The sequence below is a fragment of the Actinomyces qiguomingii genome (assembly GCF_004102025.1).
Taxonomy (GTDB): Bacteria; Actinomycetota; Actinomycetes; order Actinomycetales; family Actinomycetaceae; genus Actinomyces; species Actinomyces qiguomingii.
Genome location: NZ_CP025228.1, coordinates 3,822,874 through 3,842,119 on the forward strand (window position 1 = coordinate 3,822,874; position 19,246 = coordinate 3,842,119).

A 19,246-nucleotide genomic window follows, 5' to 3' on the forward strand; every position below is an offset into this window, starting at 1 on the left:
AATGATAACGTCATCATCATAGGTATGCCTCCTCATGCATGAACTCGACATATCGCACTAACTACAGGCAGGAGCATGGTATTCACATGGCCCGATCCTGTATGTTAACGTCGCCATCCACGGGGTGCCACGACGTCGCCGCCGAAACTCCGACCGCCCCGTCCCCACCCAGGCGGCGCGCACGGGCGCCGCCGCGGAACCGACCTCGGACCGGCAACCCGGCCCGCCGCATCAAGGAGAGTCAGCGATGATCCTTCCCGGGCACCACGAGAACCTCACCGTCCTGCACGAGCACACCCTGCCGCCGCGCGCGTACTACATCCCCGCCTCCGCCCCCATGGGCCCGCCGTCCTGGCAGCGGGAGTGCTCCGACCGCTTCCAACTGCTCAGCGGCGATTGGGCCTTCGCCTACCACCCGGGCCCCTACGCCGTCCCCGAGGCCTTCTGGGCGCCCGACTTCCCAACCACCGGCATGGACCGCATTCCGGTCCCCTCCAGCTGGCAGCACCTGGGCTACGACCGCCACCAGTACACCAACTACCGCTACCCCATCCCCCTGGACCCGCCCTTCGTGCCGCATGACAACCCCTGCGGCCTCTACCTGCACGACTTCCAGCACGCCGCGCCGGCCGAGGCCCCGCTCACCCACCTGGTGTTCGAGGGCGTCGACTCCTGCTTCTACCTGTGGCTGAACGGCCACTACGTCGGCTACAGCCAGGTCGCCCACGCCACCAGCGAATTCGACATCACCGAACACCTGCTCCCCGGCACCAATCGGCTGGCGGTGCTGGTACTCAAGTGGTGCGACGGCACCTACCTGGAGGACCAGGACAAATTCCGCACCAGCGGCATCTTCCGGGACGTCTACCTGCTGGACCGCCCCCGCAAACACCTGCGCGACTACGCGGTCACCACTTACCTGGACGACGACGGCGCCACCGTCGCAGTCCGTGGCGCCTTCAGCGGCGGGAGCGTCCCCACCCGCCTGGAACTGCACGACGCCGCGGGCGCCGTCGTCGCCCGGGGTGAACTGGCACCGTTGGCCGGCGAGCCGACGGAGGAGGCCGGGAGCCACGGCAATGAGCTGGCTGCGGGGCAACGGTCAATCGGCACCAATGCCACCACCGGTGCCGACGGAGCCGCAGAGGACACCGTCACCTACACCCACGCCGCCGTGCTGCACGTGGCCGATCCTCACCCCTGGTGCGCGGAGGACCCCTACCTGTACACCCTGCACCTGACCACCCCCGGGGAGGTGATCACCGAGCGGGTGGGACTGCGTGAGGTCACCACCGCCGACGCCGTCCTGTACGTCAATGGCGCCCCCGTCACCCTGCGCGGGGTCAACCGGCACGAATCCGATCCGTTGACCGGGCCGGTGGTCGGCGTCGAACACATGCTGCGCGACCTGAGGCTGATGAAGCAGCACAACATAAACGCGGTGCGCACCGCCCACTACCCCAATGATCCGCGCTTCTACCAGCTGTGTGACGCCTACGGATTCTTTGTCCAGTCCGAGGCGGATGTGGAGTCCCACGGCACCCAGGTGCGGGTGCTGGCGGACTCCTCCTGGGAGAGCCAGGTGGAGCACTGGAACGAGCCCATCGCCGACAACCCCGAGTGGATCGAGCCCGCCCTGGACCGGGTGCGGCTATGCGTGGAGCGGGAGAAGAACCGGCCCTGCGTGATCTCCTGGTCGGCCGGCAACGAATGCGGCTACGGATGCACCTTCGAGGCGGCGCTGGCCTGGATCAAGGCCGCCGACCCCACCCGGGTGACCCACTACGAGAGCGCCTTCTACCGCGACTCCAAACGCATCTACGACTACTCCGGCATTGACCTGTACGGCCGCATGTACCCCGGCCTGGACGAGGTGCGCGCCTACCTGGACTCCGATCCGGACAAGCCCTTCCTGCTGGTGGAGTACTGCCACTCCATGGGTAACGGCCCCGGCGACCTGGAGGACTACTGGAGGCTGATCCACGCCGATCCGCGCATATGCGGCGGCTTCGTGTGGGAGTGGTGCGATCATGCCATCCGCGCCGGGAGCCGTGAGGGCCGCCCGGTCTACCTCTACGGCGGCGACGCCGGCGAGCAGTTGCACGACGGCAACTTCTGCGTGGACGGGCTGGTGTCCCCCGACCGCGTGCCGCACACCGGGCTGCTTGAGCTCAAGAACGTGCAGCGGCCCGCCCGCGTGATTGGATTCGACGCCGACGCCGGCACGCTCACCCTGCGCAACGACCTGGACGCCACCGACCTGGCCGACTACCTGGAGGTCACCTACCAGGTGCGTCGCGACGGCCTCGTTGTCGACTCCGGAATCGTGCCGCTGCCGGAGCCGGTGCCGCCGCACACCGCCGTCACCATCCCCTGCACCGTGAACGTGCCCGAGTCCGGCCGCTGCCACCTGCTGGTCTCCTACCGGCTCAGGGCCGCGTCGCCACTGTTGGAGCGTGGACACCAACTGGGATTCGATGAGATCCCCCTGGCCAATGCCGCGCCCCAGCACCACGTATTGGAAACGCTGACGGCGCTTTCGGCCGCGGCTTGCCCGCCGACGGCGGGCGCTGCGGCCGCGGGGAACGCGCCGGGCTCACCGGTGCGGGCCAAGGCACCGGCCCCGACGGTGAGCGCCGTCGAGGCCACCGGCCTGGTGGTGGCCGGGGAGTCCTTCAACTATGAGTTCGACACCCGCACCGGCCTGCCCAGCCGCCTGGTGGTGGGTGGGCACGATCTGCTGACCCGCCCCATGGAGGTCAATACCTGGCGCGCCCCCACGGACAACGACGCCGAGGTGCGCAAGCAGTGGGAGGCCGCCCAGTACCACCGCACCTGCGCCCGCGCCTACCGGGTGGAGGCGAAGGAGCGGGGCGACGACGTCGTGGTGCAGATCGAGCTGTCGGTGGGAGCGCCCGCGGTGCAGCCGGTGCTGCGGGCACGGGGAGAGTGGATCATCTCCCCCTCCGGACTGATCGAGCTTCGCGCACGGGTCGGGCTCGATCCCGCCTTCCCGGCACTGCCCCGCCTCGGGCTGCGCCTGTTCCTCCCGCAGTCCATGACCCGCGTCGTCTACCACGGGATCGGCCCGCATGAGAGTTACGTGGACAAGCGTCGCGCCGGCTATCACGACGTCTTTAGAACCGACGTCGACGCCCTGCATGTGCCCTACCTGCGCCCGCAGGAGGGCGGCTCCCATGCCGACTGCGACTTTGTCACCGTAGCCGGAGGGGGCCTGTCTCTAACCGCCGCGGGTTCACAGCCGCTGTCCTTCAATGCCTCCCGTTACACCCAGGAGGACCTCACCGCCGCCCGTCACGATGTGGAGCTGCGGCCGTGCGGCTCCACCGTGCTGTGCCTGGATCGGGCCATGGCCGGCATCGGCTCGGCCTCCTGCGGACCGGCGCTGCGCGAGGTGTATCGGGTGGACCCGCGACGCCTGACGGGCTTGGACATTCACCTCCTCTTACTTCCATCCGCCACCCGCGACGAATCGGTGCTCGCGGGCTCAACTCACAGTGAGGTCAACTGATGAACGACAAGAAGTACCTCAAGTGGTACAACAAGGTCGGTTACGGCTCCGGTGATGTGGCCGGGAACGTGGTGTACGCGCTCCTGTCCACCTTCGTCATGATCTATCTGACCGACACCGCCGGCTTGAACCCCGGTGTGATCGGCACACTGATGATGCTGTCGAAGTTCTTCGATGGGTTCTCTGACATCCTCTTCGGCACCCTGCTGGACCGCACCCGCACCCGCATGGGTAAGGCCCGACCCTGGATGCTGTGGGCCTTCGTCGGCTGTGCGCTGATGATCATCGCCGTCTTCGCCATCCCGCCCAGCCTGGGAGCAACCGCCAAGTACGCCTGGTTCTTCATCGCCTACACGCTGTTGAACTCGGTGTTCTACACGGCCAATAACATCGCCTACTCCTCGCTGACGGCCCTGATCACCAAGAACAGCGCCGAGCGGGTGCAGATGGGATCGATCCGCTTCATGTTCGCCTTCGGCACGAGCCTGCTGATCCAGACCTTCACGGTCAAGGGTGTGGAGCTGCTGGGTGGAGGCGCCGAGGGTTGGCGCGCCATTGCCATCATCTACGCGCTCATCGGCTTGGCGGTGAACACGCTGTCGGTGCTGTCCGTGCGCGAGCTGTCCCCCGAGGAGCTTGCCGACCGCTCCGATATGTCCGCTGAGGACGCCCAGCGCGCCGCGGCCGCTGACGCCGGTGGGGCCGATGCGGGCAAGCTTCCGTTCAAGGAGTCCATGCAGCTGCTGCTGGCCAACAGGTACTACCTGATCATCCTGGTGGTCTTCCTGCTGACTCAGATCTTCACCGCCACGCTGAACATGGGCATCTACTTCATGACCTACATCCTGGGTGACGCGAACCTGCTGGGCGTGTTCGCCTGGGCGATCAACATCCCGCTGATCGCCGGCCTGCTAGCCACCCCGTGGGTGGTCTCCCGGGTGGGCGGCATGTACCGGGTGAACATAGTCGGCTACATAGTTGCCGTCGCCGGCAGGCTCGGGGTGGTGGCCGCGGCCTACGCGGGCAGTCTGCCGCTGATGCTGGTGTTCTCCGGGATCGCCTCCATCGGCATGAGCCCGCTGCAGGGGACCGTCAACGCGCTAATCGCGGAGGCCTCCGAGAACACCTTCCTGCGCTCGGGCAAGCGGATCGACGGGCTGATGTTCTCCTGCACGTCGCTGGGCGTGAAGATCGGCGGTGGCCTGGGCACGGCGCTGGCGGGCTGGCTGCTGGCCATGAGCGGCTACATCGCCAATGCGCCGGTGCAGCCGGAGTCGGCCATTGCCATGCTCTACTTCATGTATCTGTGGATCCCGGCGATTGTCAACGGCGTCATCCTGTTCCTGCTCTCTCGCCTGGACGTGGAGCGAGCCAATACGCGCTTGCGGGAGAGCCATGGCGTCCAGGCACCGGCCGCGGCGGAGCCGGCGGAGGGCTGATCGCGCCCGACGCTGCCGATGTACTACTCGGTCTGCGATTAGTGCACAAGCCCACGGTGCGAACACACGGCGCGCCTCACCACGATCTCGCATCGAGACCATAACATTCGCATCGTGATCGTCCTGGCGCTCTCGCAGCAGCAAGAACTCGAGCTTCGCTTCCGATCCGCGACAACGCGGGATTTACTGGCCAACGGAGTGCGCGTGGCGCGCAATGGCGGCCTGGCGGAGGCCAATCGCGACTCCGTTACTACCAGCCTCGCCGTCGGCCTCGGCCACCTGTACCAGCTCGCCCTGGGTCTGCGCGCCCTGAGCCTGAGTGGCAAATGGACCGACCGGGACGGCGTCGCCAGCGGCGCCTACCCCGATCTGATGTCGATGCACGACGCCGTCTTCGACTTCCTCAGTATGTCTTCACCGGACCCCGGGCAGGAGGCCGGCCGCTGGCTCAGCCGCATCAACACCGACCCGGTTGTGCCCCGGCTGGTCACCGCCCTGGGCGCCTACTGGGATGGTGCCGCCGCAGGGCCCGCCGAGGCCCGCGGCTCCGGGTTGGCGTGGAGCGAAGTAGCCAACGCCGTGGAACCGGATCCGCTGGAGTACGAGTTGAACATCCTGGGTGGCCCCAACGGCGAACCCGCCGAGTACCTGGCGTGGCGGCGTTCGGTGCACACCTCCAGGGGCGCATTCAAGGACGGCTGCGGCGAGCGCCTGGCCGCCACGGTGGAGACCATCTGGTTCACCCTGGGAGCCTGCAGCCGGGACGGCGCCTTCGGACATCCCGGGGAAGTCTTTGCCGCCGAGATCCTGCCCGCCGCCTCCCCCCGACGGGCACCTGCGGCCGCCTGAGGCAGGCGAGGCACGCGGCCAATACGCCCCGCGAAGCGCCCAACACCAACTGCCGTACGCCTTTCCCCTTTTTATGAGAACCATTCTCTCATATACTGGATTGTGTCCGAGTTGGCACAGCCGCCAACGCCGCGACAACGTCGTCCCGAGCACCCGCACAATCCCGCCAGGAGGCACACATGCCCACCCATTCGCACCCTGATCGCCGGTCCCAGATGGAACGGATCCGGCACGGCTCCGGCTTCATCGCCGCCCTAGACCAGTCCGGCGGCTCCACCCCGCGCGCCCTGAAGGCCTACGGCATCCAGGCCGATGCCTGGAGCAGTGAGGAGGAGATGTTCGACCTCGTACACACCATGCGCACCCGCGTTATGACCAGCCCCGCCTTCAACTCCGAGCGGATCCTGGCGGCCATCCTGTTCGAACGCACCCTGGACTCCGAGGTGGACGGTCGCCCCACCGCCGAATACCTGTGGGACGTCAAGGGCATCGTCCCCTTCCTGAAGGTGGACCGGGGCCTGGAGACGGAATCCCACGGCGCCCGTCTTATGAAGCCGATCCCGGACCTGGAGGGCACCCTGGCCAAGGCCGCGGATAAGCACGTCTTGGGCACCAAGATGCGTTCGGTCATTCTGCACGCCGACACCCAGGGCGTGGCCGCCGTAGTCGACCAACAGTTCGAGATCGCCAACCAGATCCTCGACGCCGGACTCACCCCCATCATCGAGCCGGAGGTGGATATCAACGCCCCGGACAAGACCGGCATCGAGCTGCTCCTGCTAGCCTCACTCAGCGCTCATCTGGACGAATTGCGTGAAGGCCGGGATGTGGTGCTGAAGCTGACCATCCCCTCGGTCACGGACTTCTACCACGGGATCATGGGTCACCCGCGCGTGGCCCGAGTGGCCGCACTTTCCGGCGGATACACGCGCGCCGAGGCCGTCCGCCGCTTGGCCCGTAACCGCGGCCTGATCGCCAGCTTCTCCCGCGCCCTGCTGGAGGGGCTGGACGCCTCCCAGACGCAGGCGGAGTTCGACTCCGCCCTGGAGGCCTCGATCGCAGAGGTCTACCGGGCCTCAACCACCTGAGCGCAGCCGCATGGAATGCTGGGCCGGTGAGCACCCGACCCGTCTTCCGCAAGCACGACGACCTTCCCGGCGCCACCCGCCTGGAGGCGCAGGGGCTGGCCTGGCTCGCCCAGGCCATGGCCGACGGCGGCGCGTACGTGGTTCCCGCGCGCGCCGGCGACGGTTGGCTGGAGGAGCCGCGGCTCAGCGATTCCCATGTGACGCCGACGGCGGCCGAGGGCTTCGGGCGGGCGCTGGCCGTCACTCACGCCGCCGGGGCGCCGGCCTTCGGGTGCGCCCCGCCCGGCTGGGACGGGCGCACCCAGATGGGGCGCAGCAACATCCGCCTGCGCCCACACGCGGTCGAATCCGGTACCCCGCGCCGCTGGGGCGAGTTCTACGCCGCTGACCGCATCGCCCCCTACATCCGCCCGGGACGGGATGCGGGCACGCTTTCCGCCGCCGACGCTGCCATCCTGGAGCGGGTCTGCGAGCGCCTGGCCGACGGCGACTTCGACTCCGAGCAGCCCGAGCTCACCCGCCGCGCCGCCGCCGAGCGGGGCGCCGCTGTCGCCGTCGCCCGCACGCACGGGGACCTGTGGACCGGCAATGTCCTGTGGGTACCGACGGCGGAGGTGGCCGATTGGGCGCCGCCCGCCGCCGGGCGTGGGCCGCAGCGAGACGGCGCCGAACACGGGCGCGCCACACCCCGGGAAGTCACGGCGGACCCGCGCGCCTACCGCGGGCGTCACAGCGACGCCGGCGCCGGCGGGGTCGTCGGCGTGCTCATCGACCCGCTCGCCCAGGGCGCGCATGCGGAGACGGACCTGGCGGCGCTAGGCGTGTTCGGCCAGCCGTATTTGGAGCGGATCGTGGCCGGATACAACGAGGCCTCCCCGCTGGCGGACGGCTGGCGCGAGCGCGTGGGACTGCACCAGCTGCACCTGCTAATGATTCACGTGTTCCTATTCGGGGGCGGCTACGGACCCCAGGCGGTGGCGGTGGCCCGCCGCTACGCCTAATCCCGGCGCCGGCGCAAGCGGCGGCCCGCAGTCACCACCACTCTGGCGCCCCGCCGCAGGCGCGTGAGCGCCGTCGGCCGCCACGGTCGGCCCTCACGGCGCACAGCGGCGGGGTGTCCAGGCGGCGGGGCGTCCGCGGTGGCGAGCCGCCAGCTGCTCATCCCCTACAGGTTCACCTGGCGGGAGATGATGCCGGCCTTGGCGCGGCGCGCCTCGGCGTCAAGCGGAGCGTCGTCGGCGAGGGCGGCCTCAAGCCGCTGCGCCATGGCCTGCATGGGGGCGGTCAGTTCCTCCGCCTCGGTGCCGGGCACGAGCTCCCACACGGGGATGGCCAAGCCGCAGGCGCGGAAGGCGCCGAGGAAACGGGCGCCCTCCTCCAGGTCGGACTCGCGGGCGGCGTGGATGCGCGCAAAGGCGTTGAAGAAGGCGTCCTCGTCCTCGCCGCGCACCCAGCGGACGAACTCCTTGCCGTTCATGCGGCACCAGTAGGCGTGCTCGACGCCGGGAACCGGCACGGTGGGGGCGATCCCCTCCTTGGCGTCCTCCACGATTCGAAGCGCCTCGGGCTCGGCGGCCTGCTCGGCGGTGAGCCAGAAGTCGAAGGACTCGCGTACATCGATGCTGGCGGTGAAGTCGGGGTCGAGGATGTCCTGGAGGCGCTCTCCCGGCTCGGGCAGGCCGCTGGGCGCCAGGCCGGTGCCGGGCTCAAGGTCGAGGGCCTCCAGCAGGGCGGCGGCCACATCGCGACTGGCGTCCCCGGAGCGGACCGTGGTCTGCATGGCCACGAGCACCTCGCCGTCGGCACGCTTAAGGGAGCGGGCCAGCTCGGGCAGGAGGGTGACCAGCTGGACCTCCTGGCCACCGTGGTCGGCATCCAGGCGGACCGTGATGGAGGCGGCGGGGATGATCTGCATCATCGCCACCAGGTCCGGCTCGGCGGCCAGCCCGGCGAAGGGACGGGCCACGAAGGGGATCTGCTGCTTCTTGGCAGCCTTGCGGTCGCCGTCGCGACGCCGCTGGCGGTTCTTCTTCGACATGCGCGCCAGCCTACCGGCTACGTCCGACGGCGAGTGTTGCCGCGGCCGCAACGCCCGTCTCTGCGCCCTTGCGGCGTCGGCGCGGTCTCAGAAACGGGAGGAGGAGCCGGAGCCGGAGAAGCTGCCGCCTCCGAAACCGCTTGAGGAGCCGGATCCGCCGCCGGAGGAGGACCCGGATGAGGGGGAGGCGATATCGCTGTAACCGGTGACCAGGGCGTCGACGGGACGGAAGAACGACGGCACCGCGCCGGCGCCGGAGGAGCTCGCAGTCGGTGCGTGCAGATCGGAGCCGTACAGGCCCGAGGCGGACCCGCCCGACTCGCGCACAACCGAGTCGTACAGGCCCGGGGCGTGCAGGCCTACCGACTTGGAGTTGATGCGAATCGTGGTGGCCAGGTCGTAGTGGTGGCGCTCGCTGCGCGCCGAGGTGGACCACCAGCCCTGATAGTCGGCGCCCTCGCCGGTGAACTTGCCTTGCGCATAGTCCTTCTCATAGCGGGCGAGCCGCTTGCGGCCCGTGCTGGAGGTGTCCGCCGCCAGCGCCCGCCGGGCCAGGTCGTCGCAACGGAATTGGACATCCCTGGCGATCATGTCGAGTTCATCGAGTGCCGCCGAGGGTGTCAGCATCTTTAATACGAGTTCCACCGTCATGGTAGCCAGCCGAGCACGCCGCTCTTGAACCAGGGCACGGTCCGGCGCGACTTCGAAGTCCACATGGGCACGCTGCGTACTGAAGGCAACGGAGGCGCATAGCGCAGCGTAGGAGCCGAGATCCTCGTGCACCGGCCCCTGCTCGTTCTCCCACACCTTCTCCCAGCCGGGACCAGAAGTCAGGAAGGTGGAGGCGGCCGTGACCATATCGCCGAGCCGTTCCAGTTCCTCTGCCCTGTCCTCCAGATCCGCAGCCCGCCGGAAACAATCTGCGGTGAACCACTGGGCACCGTACGGGGAGCCGAAGTCGCGAAACAGGCGCACCAACTGCGCATACCGCTCTTCGAACCAGGCAAAGCGGGCAAGCACCTGGGCACCGTGAACGTTATCGGCTGGGATGGTGCCAGCACGGATTTGCGTGGCGTCGTAGTCGGTGGTGACCTGGGTGAAGCGGCGGCGAGCCTCCTGGAAGCAATCGCGCGCCGCGTAGCGGTGCAGGAACATCCGCCCCAGCAAGGCGAGGGCGGCGGCGATGCTCAAGCACGTAACCACTGCCGCCGTCCGCGTGGAGGTGATGGGTCTGCCCAGCGACTCCGCGGTGCGGCGCGCCATGGCCTCCAGGCCCGCATCCCACCGCGACATGCGGAAGTCGTCCTTGGCGGCGTCCTGGATCTTCCCCTCGGTGTGCTTGCCGACCTTGACGTCCTCACCGAAGTAGCAGCCGACCCAGCGCCCCTGCGGGGACACCGCGAGAATCACCAACCCGTCGGCCCACACATCGGGGTCCGCGGTGGAGATCCACGACGGCTGCCGGTTCAGGGCGTAGTCCAGGACGGCGTCATTGAAGACGGTGTCGTTTTCGGAGTCGGGGTCGAAATCGTCCGTTGTGAGAATCGCCAAGCGAATATCCCGCCGGAAGCCGACGCGTTCCAGGGCGGAGTGGAGTTCGGCGTCGTCGAGCACCCCGGCCTCATCATGGATCTCCACCACGGGGGCATGCGTGGCGCCAACAGGCGCCATGGCGATCAGGGGCACAACGGCACCGAGGAAGACAAAGAGCAGTATCTTGGCGGCCAGCGACGCCACTGCACGCAGACCGCCCCAGCGGACAATCAGATCGGACACGGGCACCTCCGGTTTTGCTTATCGCGCATTACTTGTCTCGCTCAGAAGCGGGAGGAGGAGCCGGATCCGTGGAAGCTGCCACCGCCGAGACCGCCGCCGAAGTGACCACCACCGCCGCCGAAGTGGCTGGATGAGCCGGAACCGGAGAAGCCACTGGAGGAGGAGGATGACGGCGTGTAAGTGGCCGCCTTGCTGTAACCGGTGACAAGCTTGGCGACCGGACGTGAGAACTCTGGCACCGGGCCGGAGGCGGAAAGGCCCGGGGCGTGCAGGCCCGGCGACTTGGAGTTGATGCGAATTGTGGTGGCGGGGTTGTAGTGCACTCGCCCACTGCGGGCGCTCCACCAGCCCTGGTAGTCAACGTTGCGGTAGGCGCCCGAACGCCGTTCGTATTCGTAGCGGCTCAGCCGATCCTGACCCAGACGAGAGGTGTCAGCCGCGAGCGCCCGCCAGGCCAGGTCATCGCAGCGACGGCGCGCTTCCTTGGCGATCGTGTCGAGCGCGTCCAGGGCCGCCGCCGGAGTAAGCACATACTGCGCCAACTCCACCGTCATGGCAGCCAGTCGATCGCTGCAATCGCGGATCCAGGCGCGATCCGGTCCGATATCGAAGCTGATCCGAGCCCGCTGCGTGCTGACAACTACGGAGTCGCACAGCGCAGCGTAGGAGGCGAGGTCCTCGTGCACCGGGCCCTGCTCGTTCTCCCACACCTTCTCCCAACCGGGGCCGAGGGTGAGGAAGGTGGAGGCGGCGGCGATAACGTCGTCGACCCGGTCGAGTTCTGCGGCGCTGGTCTCCAACGCCTGGGCGCGCCTACGGCGGCTACCCGCGAACCACTGGGCGCCACGTGGGGAGCCGAAGTCGCGGAACAGGCGTGCGAGTCTGGCGTAGCGCTCCTCGAACCAGACGAAGCGGGCGAGCACCTGGGCGCCGTGGGCGTCGTCACCCGAGATGGCGCCGGCGCGGAGCTGGGTGGCGTCGTAGTCGTTGGTGATCTGGGTGAAGTGGTGCCGGGCCTGCTTGTAGGCGTCGCGCATCTTGTGTCGGGACCAGAACATCCAGGCCAGCACAGAGATGGCGGCGGCAATGCTCAGGAATGTCGCGAATATCGCGAGCTCCGTGGACGCGATGGGTCTGCCGAGCGAGTCGGCGGTGCGGCGCGCCATGGCCTCCAGGCCCGCATCCCACCGCGACATGCGGAAGTCGCCCTTGGCGGCGTCCTGGATGCCCTCCTCGGCGGCCAGACCGACCTTGACGTCCTCGCCGAAGTAGCAGCCGACCCAGCGCCCCTGCGGGGACACCGCGAGAATAACCAACCCGTCGGCCCACACATCGGGGTCCGCGGTGGAGATCCACGACGGCTGCCGGTTCAGGGCGTAGTCTAGGACGGCGTCATTGAAGACGGTGTCGGACTTGGCGTAGGGATCGACGTCATTCGTGGTGAAGACGGCCAGGCGGACGTCCCTCCGGAAGCCGACGCGTTCCAGGGCGGAGTGGAGTTCGGCGTCGTCGAGCACCCCGGCCTCATCATGGATCTCCACCACGGGGGTATGCGTGGCATTGAAGGGTGACAGGACGTACAGCGGCACGAACACACCAAGCACCACCACGACCGAAAGCTTGATGGCGAGTGATACGACGGCGCGCAGGCCGCCCCAGCGGACAATCAGATCGGACACGGGCACCTCCGGGGAGTACTTGACCCCACATTAATGACATGGGGGCAGTCGAACGATGGGGAGCGCTGCCCGGCTGGATCGTGCCGGGGCCTGCTGTGCCTGCGGCGCTTGCTGGGCCTGCTGGGGCTGGGCCTGCGGCGTGCCGGGGCCTGCGGCGTGCCGGGGCCTGCCGCACGCCGGGGCCTGCTGGGGCTGTGCCTGCCGCACGCCGGGGCCCGCTGTGCCTGCCGCGCCTGCTGGGGCCTGCGGCGTGCCGGGGGCGGTCCCGGGCAGGCACAACTTCCCCGTGTTTTCCAAGGTCTGACAGGGGTGATCACCCAGGCGAAGCAGGTTATATAACTCCTGCCGCCGGACGGTGCGGGTCGCGAGGGTTGGGGAGCCCGAAGACCGACCCACCACCGAGAACCAGGCCGGGTACATGGGAGCCCGCGCCAGTCCGCTCCGGCGAAGGAGGCAGAGCCCCCGGGGACGTGGGAACCCCCGGACGCGGCCACCTCACCGCCAAAGCCGGTGGGGCCGGGAGAGACAACCCGGCCCCACCGGACCGGCACTCATACCGTGTCCCGCTCCACCAGGTGCATGTCCATGACCACGGTCCGCGACGCCGCGCCGTCAATCATCTCCAGGGCCAGTTCGGCGGCGCGTTCCCCCTCCTCCCGCAGTGGCTGATGCACCGTGGTGATCGCCGGCTCGTACTGAGCCGCCAGGGGGTGGTCGTCGAAGCCGACAACCGAGACCTCGCCGGGCACATCCCGTCCGGCATCCCGCAGGGCCTCAATAACCCCCACGGCTATGCGGTCCGAGCCCGCCAGCACCGCGTCGAATCCGATTCCGTGGGCCAGAATCTCACGCATGGCACGGTGTCCGCTGAGCTGGTCCCATCCGGTGTGCACTACCCGATCCTCGCCCAGGCGAAGACCGAGCACGTGTCGGTAGCCGCGCAGACGGTCGGCGGAGACCGGGGTCTCGGCCGGGCCCATAATGCTGATGAACTCTTCCCGCCCCACCCCCTCCAGGGCTCGGGCGGCCAGGACGGCTCCTGCGACGTCGTCGGAATAGACGGTGGAGAACACCCCCCGGTAGGGGTCCCCCTCCAACTGGCCGCAAAGAACCACCGGCACTTTCAGTTCGGCGAGTCGGTCCAGCAGCTCGGATCCCGCGTACGGCGTAATGACGATGACGGCGTCCACCGCACCACGCCCGACGTGCTCCAACACGCGCCTGCGCTCGGTGGGCGTGGCCGCCTCCAGGATCATCGGCAGGTTCGGCCCATCGGAGAGCCGAGAGACGATCCCATCGCACAGGCGCGCATAGGTGGGATCCGCGAACAGCTCGGCCAAGGGATCGGTGAATAGCAGGGCGATCGCCTCGGAGCGCCCCACTGCCAGGGCGCGGCCCCGACGGTTGACCACGAATCCGGTCTCCGCCACGGCGCGCATGACGCGTTCACGCGTGGCCGGGGTGCAATTGGGCGATCCGTTCAGGGCGCGGGAGACCGTCGACGGCGCCACGCCGGCGGCCCGGGCGACGTCGGCGATGGTTACGCGTCTGCTCAGGGAAGTCACAAGGCCATCCTGCTAGAACATCTCGATTCTTGCAGCCACTTGCGTTCTCCGAAACATCCTCCTACATTGTGGAACCGCTTCCACACGAATGGAAGCGGTTCCATGTCTAAGGAGCACGTCGATGGCGCATGCGAACGATTGGGAGAACCCGGCCCTGCCGCACCGGAACCGCCTGCCGGCCCGGGCCTACTTCTTCGGATACGACTCCCCCGAGGCGGCCGCCACGCGCGACCGCACCCGGTCCCACGGATTCACTGACCTGACCGGGCTGTGGTTCTTCCGCCTCTTCGACGCACCCGGACGGGTGCACGCCGAGCACTTGGCCGCACCCCATCCCGAATGGGGACGGGTGCGCGTCCCCCACCTGTGGCAGGTCGACGGGTTGGGCCCGCTGCGGGGCCCCGACGAGGGTCTCCCCTTCCCGGTAAGGCCGCCGGAGGTCCCCTCCCACAATCCCACCGCCGTCTACCAGCGGGAGTTGCATCGCCCGGACCTGGCGCCGGGCGAGCGCGCCGTGCTGCGACTGGACGGTGTGGAGTCCTATGCGGAGATCTACCTCAACGGCGAGTTCGTCGGCATGACCAAGGGTTCCCGCCTCAGCGCCGAGTTCGACGTCACCGAGCTGCTGACGCGCCGCTCCAATCTACTTGCCGTGAAGGTGCAGCAGTTCAGCGACGGCACCTATGTGGAGGGCCAGGACCTGTGGCGGGCATCGGGCATCTTCCGCGACGTCTACCTACTGGTGCGTCCGCCAGTGCGGCTGGAGGACTTCCACGTCACCACTCACCTGACCAGCGACGGCGGTGCGGAGGTGACGGTGTCGGTCCGTACGCACTCCGCCCGTGAAGTGCAGCTGACCCTCACGGGACCGGACGGCACCCGCCTGGAGGGCACGGCCACCGACACCACCCCCGGCACTGTGCACGTGTCCGGTGCGCTCACCTGGACCCCTGAGTCCCCCGTGCTGTACGACCTGAGCCTGTCCGTGCATGATCACGACGGCACCGTTACCGAGACCGTGCCGCACCGGTTGGGGCTGGCGGAGGTAAGCATCGCCGGCGGATGTCTGCTGCTCAACGGCGCCTACTTCAAGATGCGCGGCGTCAATCGCCACGACCACGACGACCGCCGCGGCCGGGCGGTAAGTGTGGAGCACATGCGCCGTGACCTGGAGCTGATGAAGCTGCACAACATCAATGCGGTTCGCACCTGTCACTACCCCAATGACCCGCATTTCTACGAGCTGTGCGACGAACTGGGCCTGCTGGTGCTGGCGGAGACCGACCTGAAGACCCACGACTTCGACAACTCCGGCGACATCTCCCGCATCTCCGACGATCCCGCCTGGGAGCCGACCTTCGTGGACCGTATCGAGCGGCTCGTGCTCCAGGAGCGCAATCACGCCTGCATCGTGGCCTGGTCGCTGGGCAGCGACTCCGGCGTCGACCGCAATGTCCGCGCCATGTACGCTCGTTGCAAGGAGTTGGATGCGCGGCCGGTGCACTACGAGCAGGGCCGGGACGCCGAATGTGTGGACCTGATCTCCACCAGGTACCCGAGCATCGCCCAACTGAATGACTTCGGCCAGCACCCGCATCTCAAACCGCGCATACTGAGCGAGTACGGGTGGGCGATGGGCGCCGGCCCCGGGGGCCTGGCCGCGTACCAGCGAGTCATCGACCGTTGGGACTCCATTCAGGGCCAGTTCGTCTGGCAGTGGTGCGACCAGGGGCTGGCGGCGCGGACCGCGGACGGCCGCGAGTACCACTCCTACGGCTGGCACGGAGGCGATCACGGCGACTGCCTAAACAACTCCGACTTCTGTGCCGACGGGCTCGTCTTCCCCTGGCAGGAGCCGAGCCCGGGGCTGGTCGAGTACAAGCAGGTTATCTGCCCGATCGGGGTGCGCTGGGACGCCGGCGCGCTGTGGGTGCGCAACGGCCGATTCTTCTCCGACGCCGCCGATGTGGTCCTTGACCTGGAGCGGATCGTCGACGGCGTGGCCGAGCCGCTGGGCCGGATCGAGCCCGGCCCGCTGGCCCCGCAGCAGCAGATGCGCCAGGTCCTGCCGGTGGACGCCGCCCCGCAGGGCCTGACCCACCTGCGGGTACGTGTGCGCTCAACGGCCGCTACTGCCTGGGCGCCGGAGGGCTATGAGCTGGGCGTCTATCAATTCGTCGTCGCCGATAACGCCCGCCCCGACGCCGCCGCCCACCTGCGCCCGGGCACCTCCCGCATGGAGGCGCGCCCCCAGGGGGACGAGGTCGTCATCACCGGCGCGGACCAGGAGCTCCGCTTCGACACCGTAACCGGCGTCCTTACCTCCTGGGTGCGTGGCGGCAGGTCGGTGCTGAATGCTCCACCCGCCGTCGGCTTCTGGACTCCGCTGGCCGACAGCCGCCTCCAGGACTTCGCTGCGCTGTGGGCCCAACGCCATTTGCGGCTGATGCAGAGCTCCACCCGGTCGGTGGCACTTGGCCGGGAGGGGGACGCCGTCGTCGTCAAAGTAGCGCAGATAATCGGGCCACCCGCCCAGACCTTCGGCTTCGAGGTGGATCTGACCTACACGATCACCGGGGCGACGGTAGGGATCACAGCCATCGGCCGCGCCTGGGGCGACTACCACGACCCCATTCCGCGCATCGGCTTGACCCTGGAGGCCCCCGGCTACGCCCGGCAAGTCGAGTGGCTGGGGCTCGGGCCGGGCGACAACTCCCCCGACTCCTGCGCCGCGGCCGTGCTGGGCAGGTGGAGCGCCAGCGTGGAGGAGATGCAGACCCCATACACGGTGCCGCAGGACTGCGCCAACCGGGGCGGCGTGCGCTGGCTGACTCTCACCGACGCCCACGGCGTCGGCCTGGGGGTGGCCCGCACCCCGCTGGCGGCCAAGTCGCCACAGGACTTCGACTTCTCGGTGTGGCCGTGGACGTGCCGGGACATTGACGCAGCCCGCCACCGCACCGATCTGGTGGCGCGGGAGACCGTCACGGTGAACATAAATCATCGCGTGCTCGCACTCGGCACCGACTCCCGGGGCCCTAAAGCGCTGGGCGCCCACCGGACCCGACTGGAGGACTTTGCCTTCGCCTTCGACCTCATCCCGCTGGACGGCACCGCCGAGGCGGGCGCACAGACCTTGGTCGAGGACACCGGCGAGGCGGCGTTCGGCGCACCCGAAACCCTTGCAGCGCCCAAGATGCCCGAGGCATCTGGAAGTGGAGCGTAAACCGATACGAGTCTTCTGCGATCTCGATTGGCCAGACCTCCCGTCGGCGGTCGCCTGCTGGCTGCAGACCGTTGTCCACTTGCTTGCTGGGTCTGCTGGGGCTGGGCCTGCCGCGTGCCGGGGCCTGCTGTGCCTGCCGCGCCTGCTGGGTCTGCTGGGGCTGGGCCTGCCGCACGCTGGGGCCTGCTGTGCCCGCGGCGCCTGCTGTGCTTGCTGGGCCTGCGGCGTGCCGGGGGCGGTCCCGGGCGGGCACAACTTCCCCGTGTTTTCCAAGGTCTGACAGGGGTGATCACCCAGGCGAAGCAGGTTATATAACTCCTGCCGCCGGACGGTGCGGGTCGCGAGGGTTGGGGAGCCCGAAGACCGACCCACCACCGAGAACCAGGCCGGGTACATGGGAGCCCGCGCCAGTCCGCTCCGGCGAAGGAGGCAGAGCCCCCGGGGACGTGGGAACCCCCGGACGCGGCCACCTCACCGCCAAAGCCGGTGGGGCCGGGAGAGACAACCCGGCCCCACCGGCCAGCGCGATCCTTAACTGTCACCCGCCTGCAAGCAGGTACTTACGGCTGCGGCTCGTGGGCGGCGCCGTCGCGACCACCAGGCCACGCTCGACGAGTTCTCGCAGCACGGGCCGAAGCGCAGTGAGCGTCTTACCGGTGGCCTTTGCTACATCCCGAATGGAAAGAGCTTCTTCCGCACTCAGGACGGCAAGGATCTCCCGCTCAGCTCCCGTCGCCTCAACGCTCCTTGTCTTATCGGTGAGCGCATAGGGGCCGTCATTCACACCCACCAGGAAACCGTCGGCCACAAGCTGCGCGAGAACACCACGGCAGTCGTCAGAGTCGAGTCCCAGGCTGTCACGCAGATCGACCACACTCACGGTGCCATTCCGTCTGGCCAGGGCGAGCGCGGCCTCGTGGTTGCGAGAGAAGCCGGATCGTCCGGGCAACGTCCCCAGCCATTCCTCCGTCTCCGGATCCATGAGGCCGAAGCGATCAAGGCGAACGACTACGTGGTCGATCGTCGATGTGCTGCAGTCAGGAGTGGGAATGTCGGCGCCACGGCTCCCTTCAACGATTCGACGCGTGCGCAGGTTGCGCATGACGGTGTGTACGGCGTCGTCAATCGCCTGCGGCAGTGGACCATCACAGTTACGGCGGTCCAGGAATCTGATGGAGGGGTCCTGGGACTTGGCGGTACCAGGATGGACGGTTGCATCGGTGGTCAGCCGGGGATACTCCTGTTGAGGGCAAGTACCGAGAGCCAGATAGCCGGCCGGGGTGGGAGTGCCGTCGGCCGTAAGCGCGTTGAGCCTCTGCAATGCGGGTGCGTGATCGTCCGGAGCGAGCCCGGCGAGTGCACGCGAGCCGCTTGCCCGCACCCTTTCCACCGTGCGGCTCACCAGGTCCGGATCGAGGTCTGCGAAGGTGCGCCCGTCAACAGGCCGGCGATGAGGGCGACGTGTCCCTGAAGTTCCTCGTCAACCACACGCTCAGTGCACGTCAGTGAGAGTCTCACTTTCTAGAGTGAGGGCGTCACTTTCTAGAGTGAGCGCCTCAGTGATGTCAGTGAGGGTGTCACTGAGAGCAGTGAGTCGTGCGACCCGTCAATGCGTCACTCGTCCCGGTCCGCCTCGAGGGCACGGACGATGAGCCGTACGGCCTCCTCGGGCGGCACGTGCTCCCAGATGCGCAGCACCCGCCAGCCCTCAGCCTCGGCCATGGCCGTGGTCTCGCGGTCCCGCTCGATGTTCTTGGCGAGCTTGGGCCGCCAATAGTCGGCATTGGTCACGGGCAGGGTCGCGTGCTCGGGGCAGCCGTGCCAGAAGCAGCCGTCTATGAACACGGCCAGGCGCTGCCGGGTGAAGACGATGTCCGCGCGCCTGCGCTTGTTGCGCCACGGCGCCATGTCCACCCGGTAACGCAGCCCCCGGGCGTACAGCAGATGCCGGATCGCGAGCTCAGGTCGCGTGTCCCGATGCGTGTTGGAGCGCATGGATCTGGCCACCCCCGGCGACGACGCCCAGGAGTCCGTCGTCCGCTCCGCTCGGGTCG

13 protein-coding genes are annotated in these 19,246 nt (G+C 68.4%); 7 read left to right on the top strand and 6 right to left on the bottom strand.

The window, feature by feature from the left end:
* Window positions 1-247: 247 nt before the first annotated feature.
* From CWT10_RS16030 to CWT10_RS16050, 5 genes are all read left to right on the top strand, one after another.
* Window positions 248-3,532, top strand: a complete 3,285-nt coding sequence (locus CWT10_RS16030; protein WP_103061769.1) for a glycoside hydrolase family 2 TIM barrel-domain containing protein — start codon at window positions 248-250, stop codon at window positions 3,530-3,532.
* Window positions 3,532-4,971 carry an MFS transporter gene (locus CWT10_RS16035; protein ID WP_103061768.1) on the top strand — a complete coding sequence of 480 codons (1,440 nt, stop codon included), beginning with the start codon at window positions 3,532-3,534 and terminating at the stop codon, window positions 4,969-4,971. The genes CWT10_RS16030 and CWT10_RS16035 overlap by 1 nt, the downstream gene beginning before the upstream one ends.
* A 204-nt stretch (window positions 4,972-5,175) precedes the next feature.
* Window positions 5,176-5,820, top strand: a complete 645-nt coding sequence (locus tag CWT10_RS16040; RefSeq protein WP_103061767.1) for a hypothetical protein — start codon at window positions 5,176-5,178, stop codon at window positions 5,818-5,820.
* A 179-nt stretch (window positions 5,821-5,999) separates the two neighbouring features.
* Window positions 6,000-6,908: a fructose bisphosphate aldolase gene (locus tag CWT10_RS16045; RefSeq protein WP_103061766.1), complete on the top strand. Its 909-nt coding sequence runs from the start codon at window positions 6,000-6,002 to the stop codon at window positions 6,906-6,908.
* Between the two features lie 26 nt (window positions 6,909-6,934).
* The gene (locus CWT10_RS16050) at window positions 6,935-7,909 is read left to right on the top strand and encodes a fructosamine kinase family protein (RefSeq protein ID WP_233187981.1); all 975 of its coding nucleotides are present in this window, start codon (window positions 6,935-6,937) and stop codon (window positions 7,907-7,909) included.
* Window positions 7,910-8,073: 164 nt separating this feature from the next.
* On the opposite strand, the gene CWT10_RS16055 is transcribed toward CWT10_RS16050, so the two are convergent.
* From CWT10_RS16055 to CWT10_RS16065, 3 genes are all read right to left on the bottom strand, one after another.
* Window positions 8,074-8,946, bottom strand: coding sequence for a DUF5926 family protein (locus CWT10_RS16055; RefSeq protein ID WP_103061765.1), 873 nt, complete (start codon window positions 8,944-8,946; stop codon window positions 8,074-8,076).
* Between the two features lie 87 nt (window positions 8,947-9,033).
* Window positions 9,034-10,722 carry a DUF5129 domain-containing protein gene (locus CWT10_RS16060; RefSeq protein WP_103061764.1) on the bottom strand — a complete coding sequence of 563 codons (1,689 nt, stop codon included), beginning with the start codon at window positions 10,720-10,722 and terminating at the stop codon, window positions 9,034-9,036.
* Between the two features lie 41 nt (window positions 10,723-10,763).
* Complete coding sequence (locus tag CWT10_RS16065; protein WP_103061763.1) at window positions 10,764-12,401, bottom strand: DUF5129 domain-containing protein; 1,638 nt, start codon at window positions 12,399-12,401, stop codon at window positions 10,764-10,766.
* Window positions 12,402-12,434: 33 nt separating this feature from the next.
* On the opposite strand from CWT10_RS16065, the gene CWT10_RS16070 reads away from it, so the two are divergent.
* On the top strand, window positions 12,435-12,740 hold the full coding sequence (locus tag CWT10_RS16070) for a hypothetical protein (protein WP_128683613.1): 306 nt from the start codon (window positions 12,435-12,437) through the stop codon (window positions 12,738-12,740).
* 212 nt (window positions 12,741-12,952) lie between these two features.
* Here CWT10_RS16070 and CWT10_RS16075 read toward each other — a convergent pair whose 3' ends face one another.
* A complete protein-coding gene (locus CWT10_RS16075) occupies window positions 12,953-13,966 on the bottom strand; it encodes a LacI family DNA-binding transcriptional regulator (RefSeq protein ID WP_103063653.1) in 1,014 nt (337 codons plus the stop codon).
* 121 nt (window positions 13,967-14,087) lie between these two features.
* Here CWT10_RS16075 and CWT10_RS16080 point away from each other — a divergent pair, with 121 nt between their 5' ends.
* Window positions 14,088-17,192: a glycoside hydrolase family 2 TIM barrel-domain containing protein gene (locus CWT10_RS16080; RefSeq protein ID WP_103063654.1), complete on the top strand. Its 3,105-nt coding sequence runs from the start codon at window positions 14,088-14,090 to the stop codon at window positions 17,190-17,192.
* Window positions 17,193-17,730: 538 nt separating this feature from the next.
* On the opposite strand, the gene CWT10_RS16085 is transcribed toward CWT10_RS16080, so the two are convergent.
* Together CWT10_RS16085 and CWT10_RS16090 are read right to left on the bottom strand one after the other, a co-directional pair.
* Window positions 17,731-18,594 (bottom strand): winged helix-turn-helix domain-containing protein, encoded by an 864-nt coding sequence (locus CWT10_RS16085; RefSeq protein WP_128683615.1) that lies wholly within the window; start codon window positions 18,592-18,594, stop codon window positions 17,731-17,733.
* Window positions 18,595-18,806: 212 nt separating this feature from the next.
* Window positions 18,807-19,187 (bottom strand): very short patch repair endonuclease, encoded by a 381-nt coding sequence (locus CWT10_RS16090; protein WP_103061773.1) that lies wholly within the window; start codon window positions 19,185-19,187, stop codon window positions 18,807-18,809.
* Window positions 19,188-19,246 lie beyond the last annotated feature (59 nt).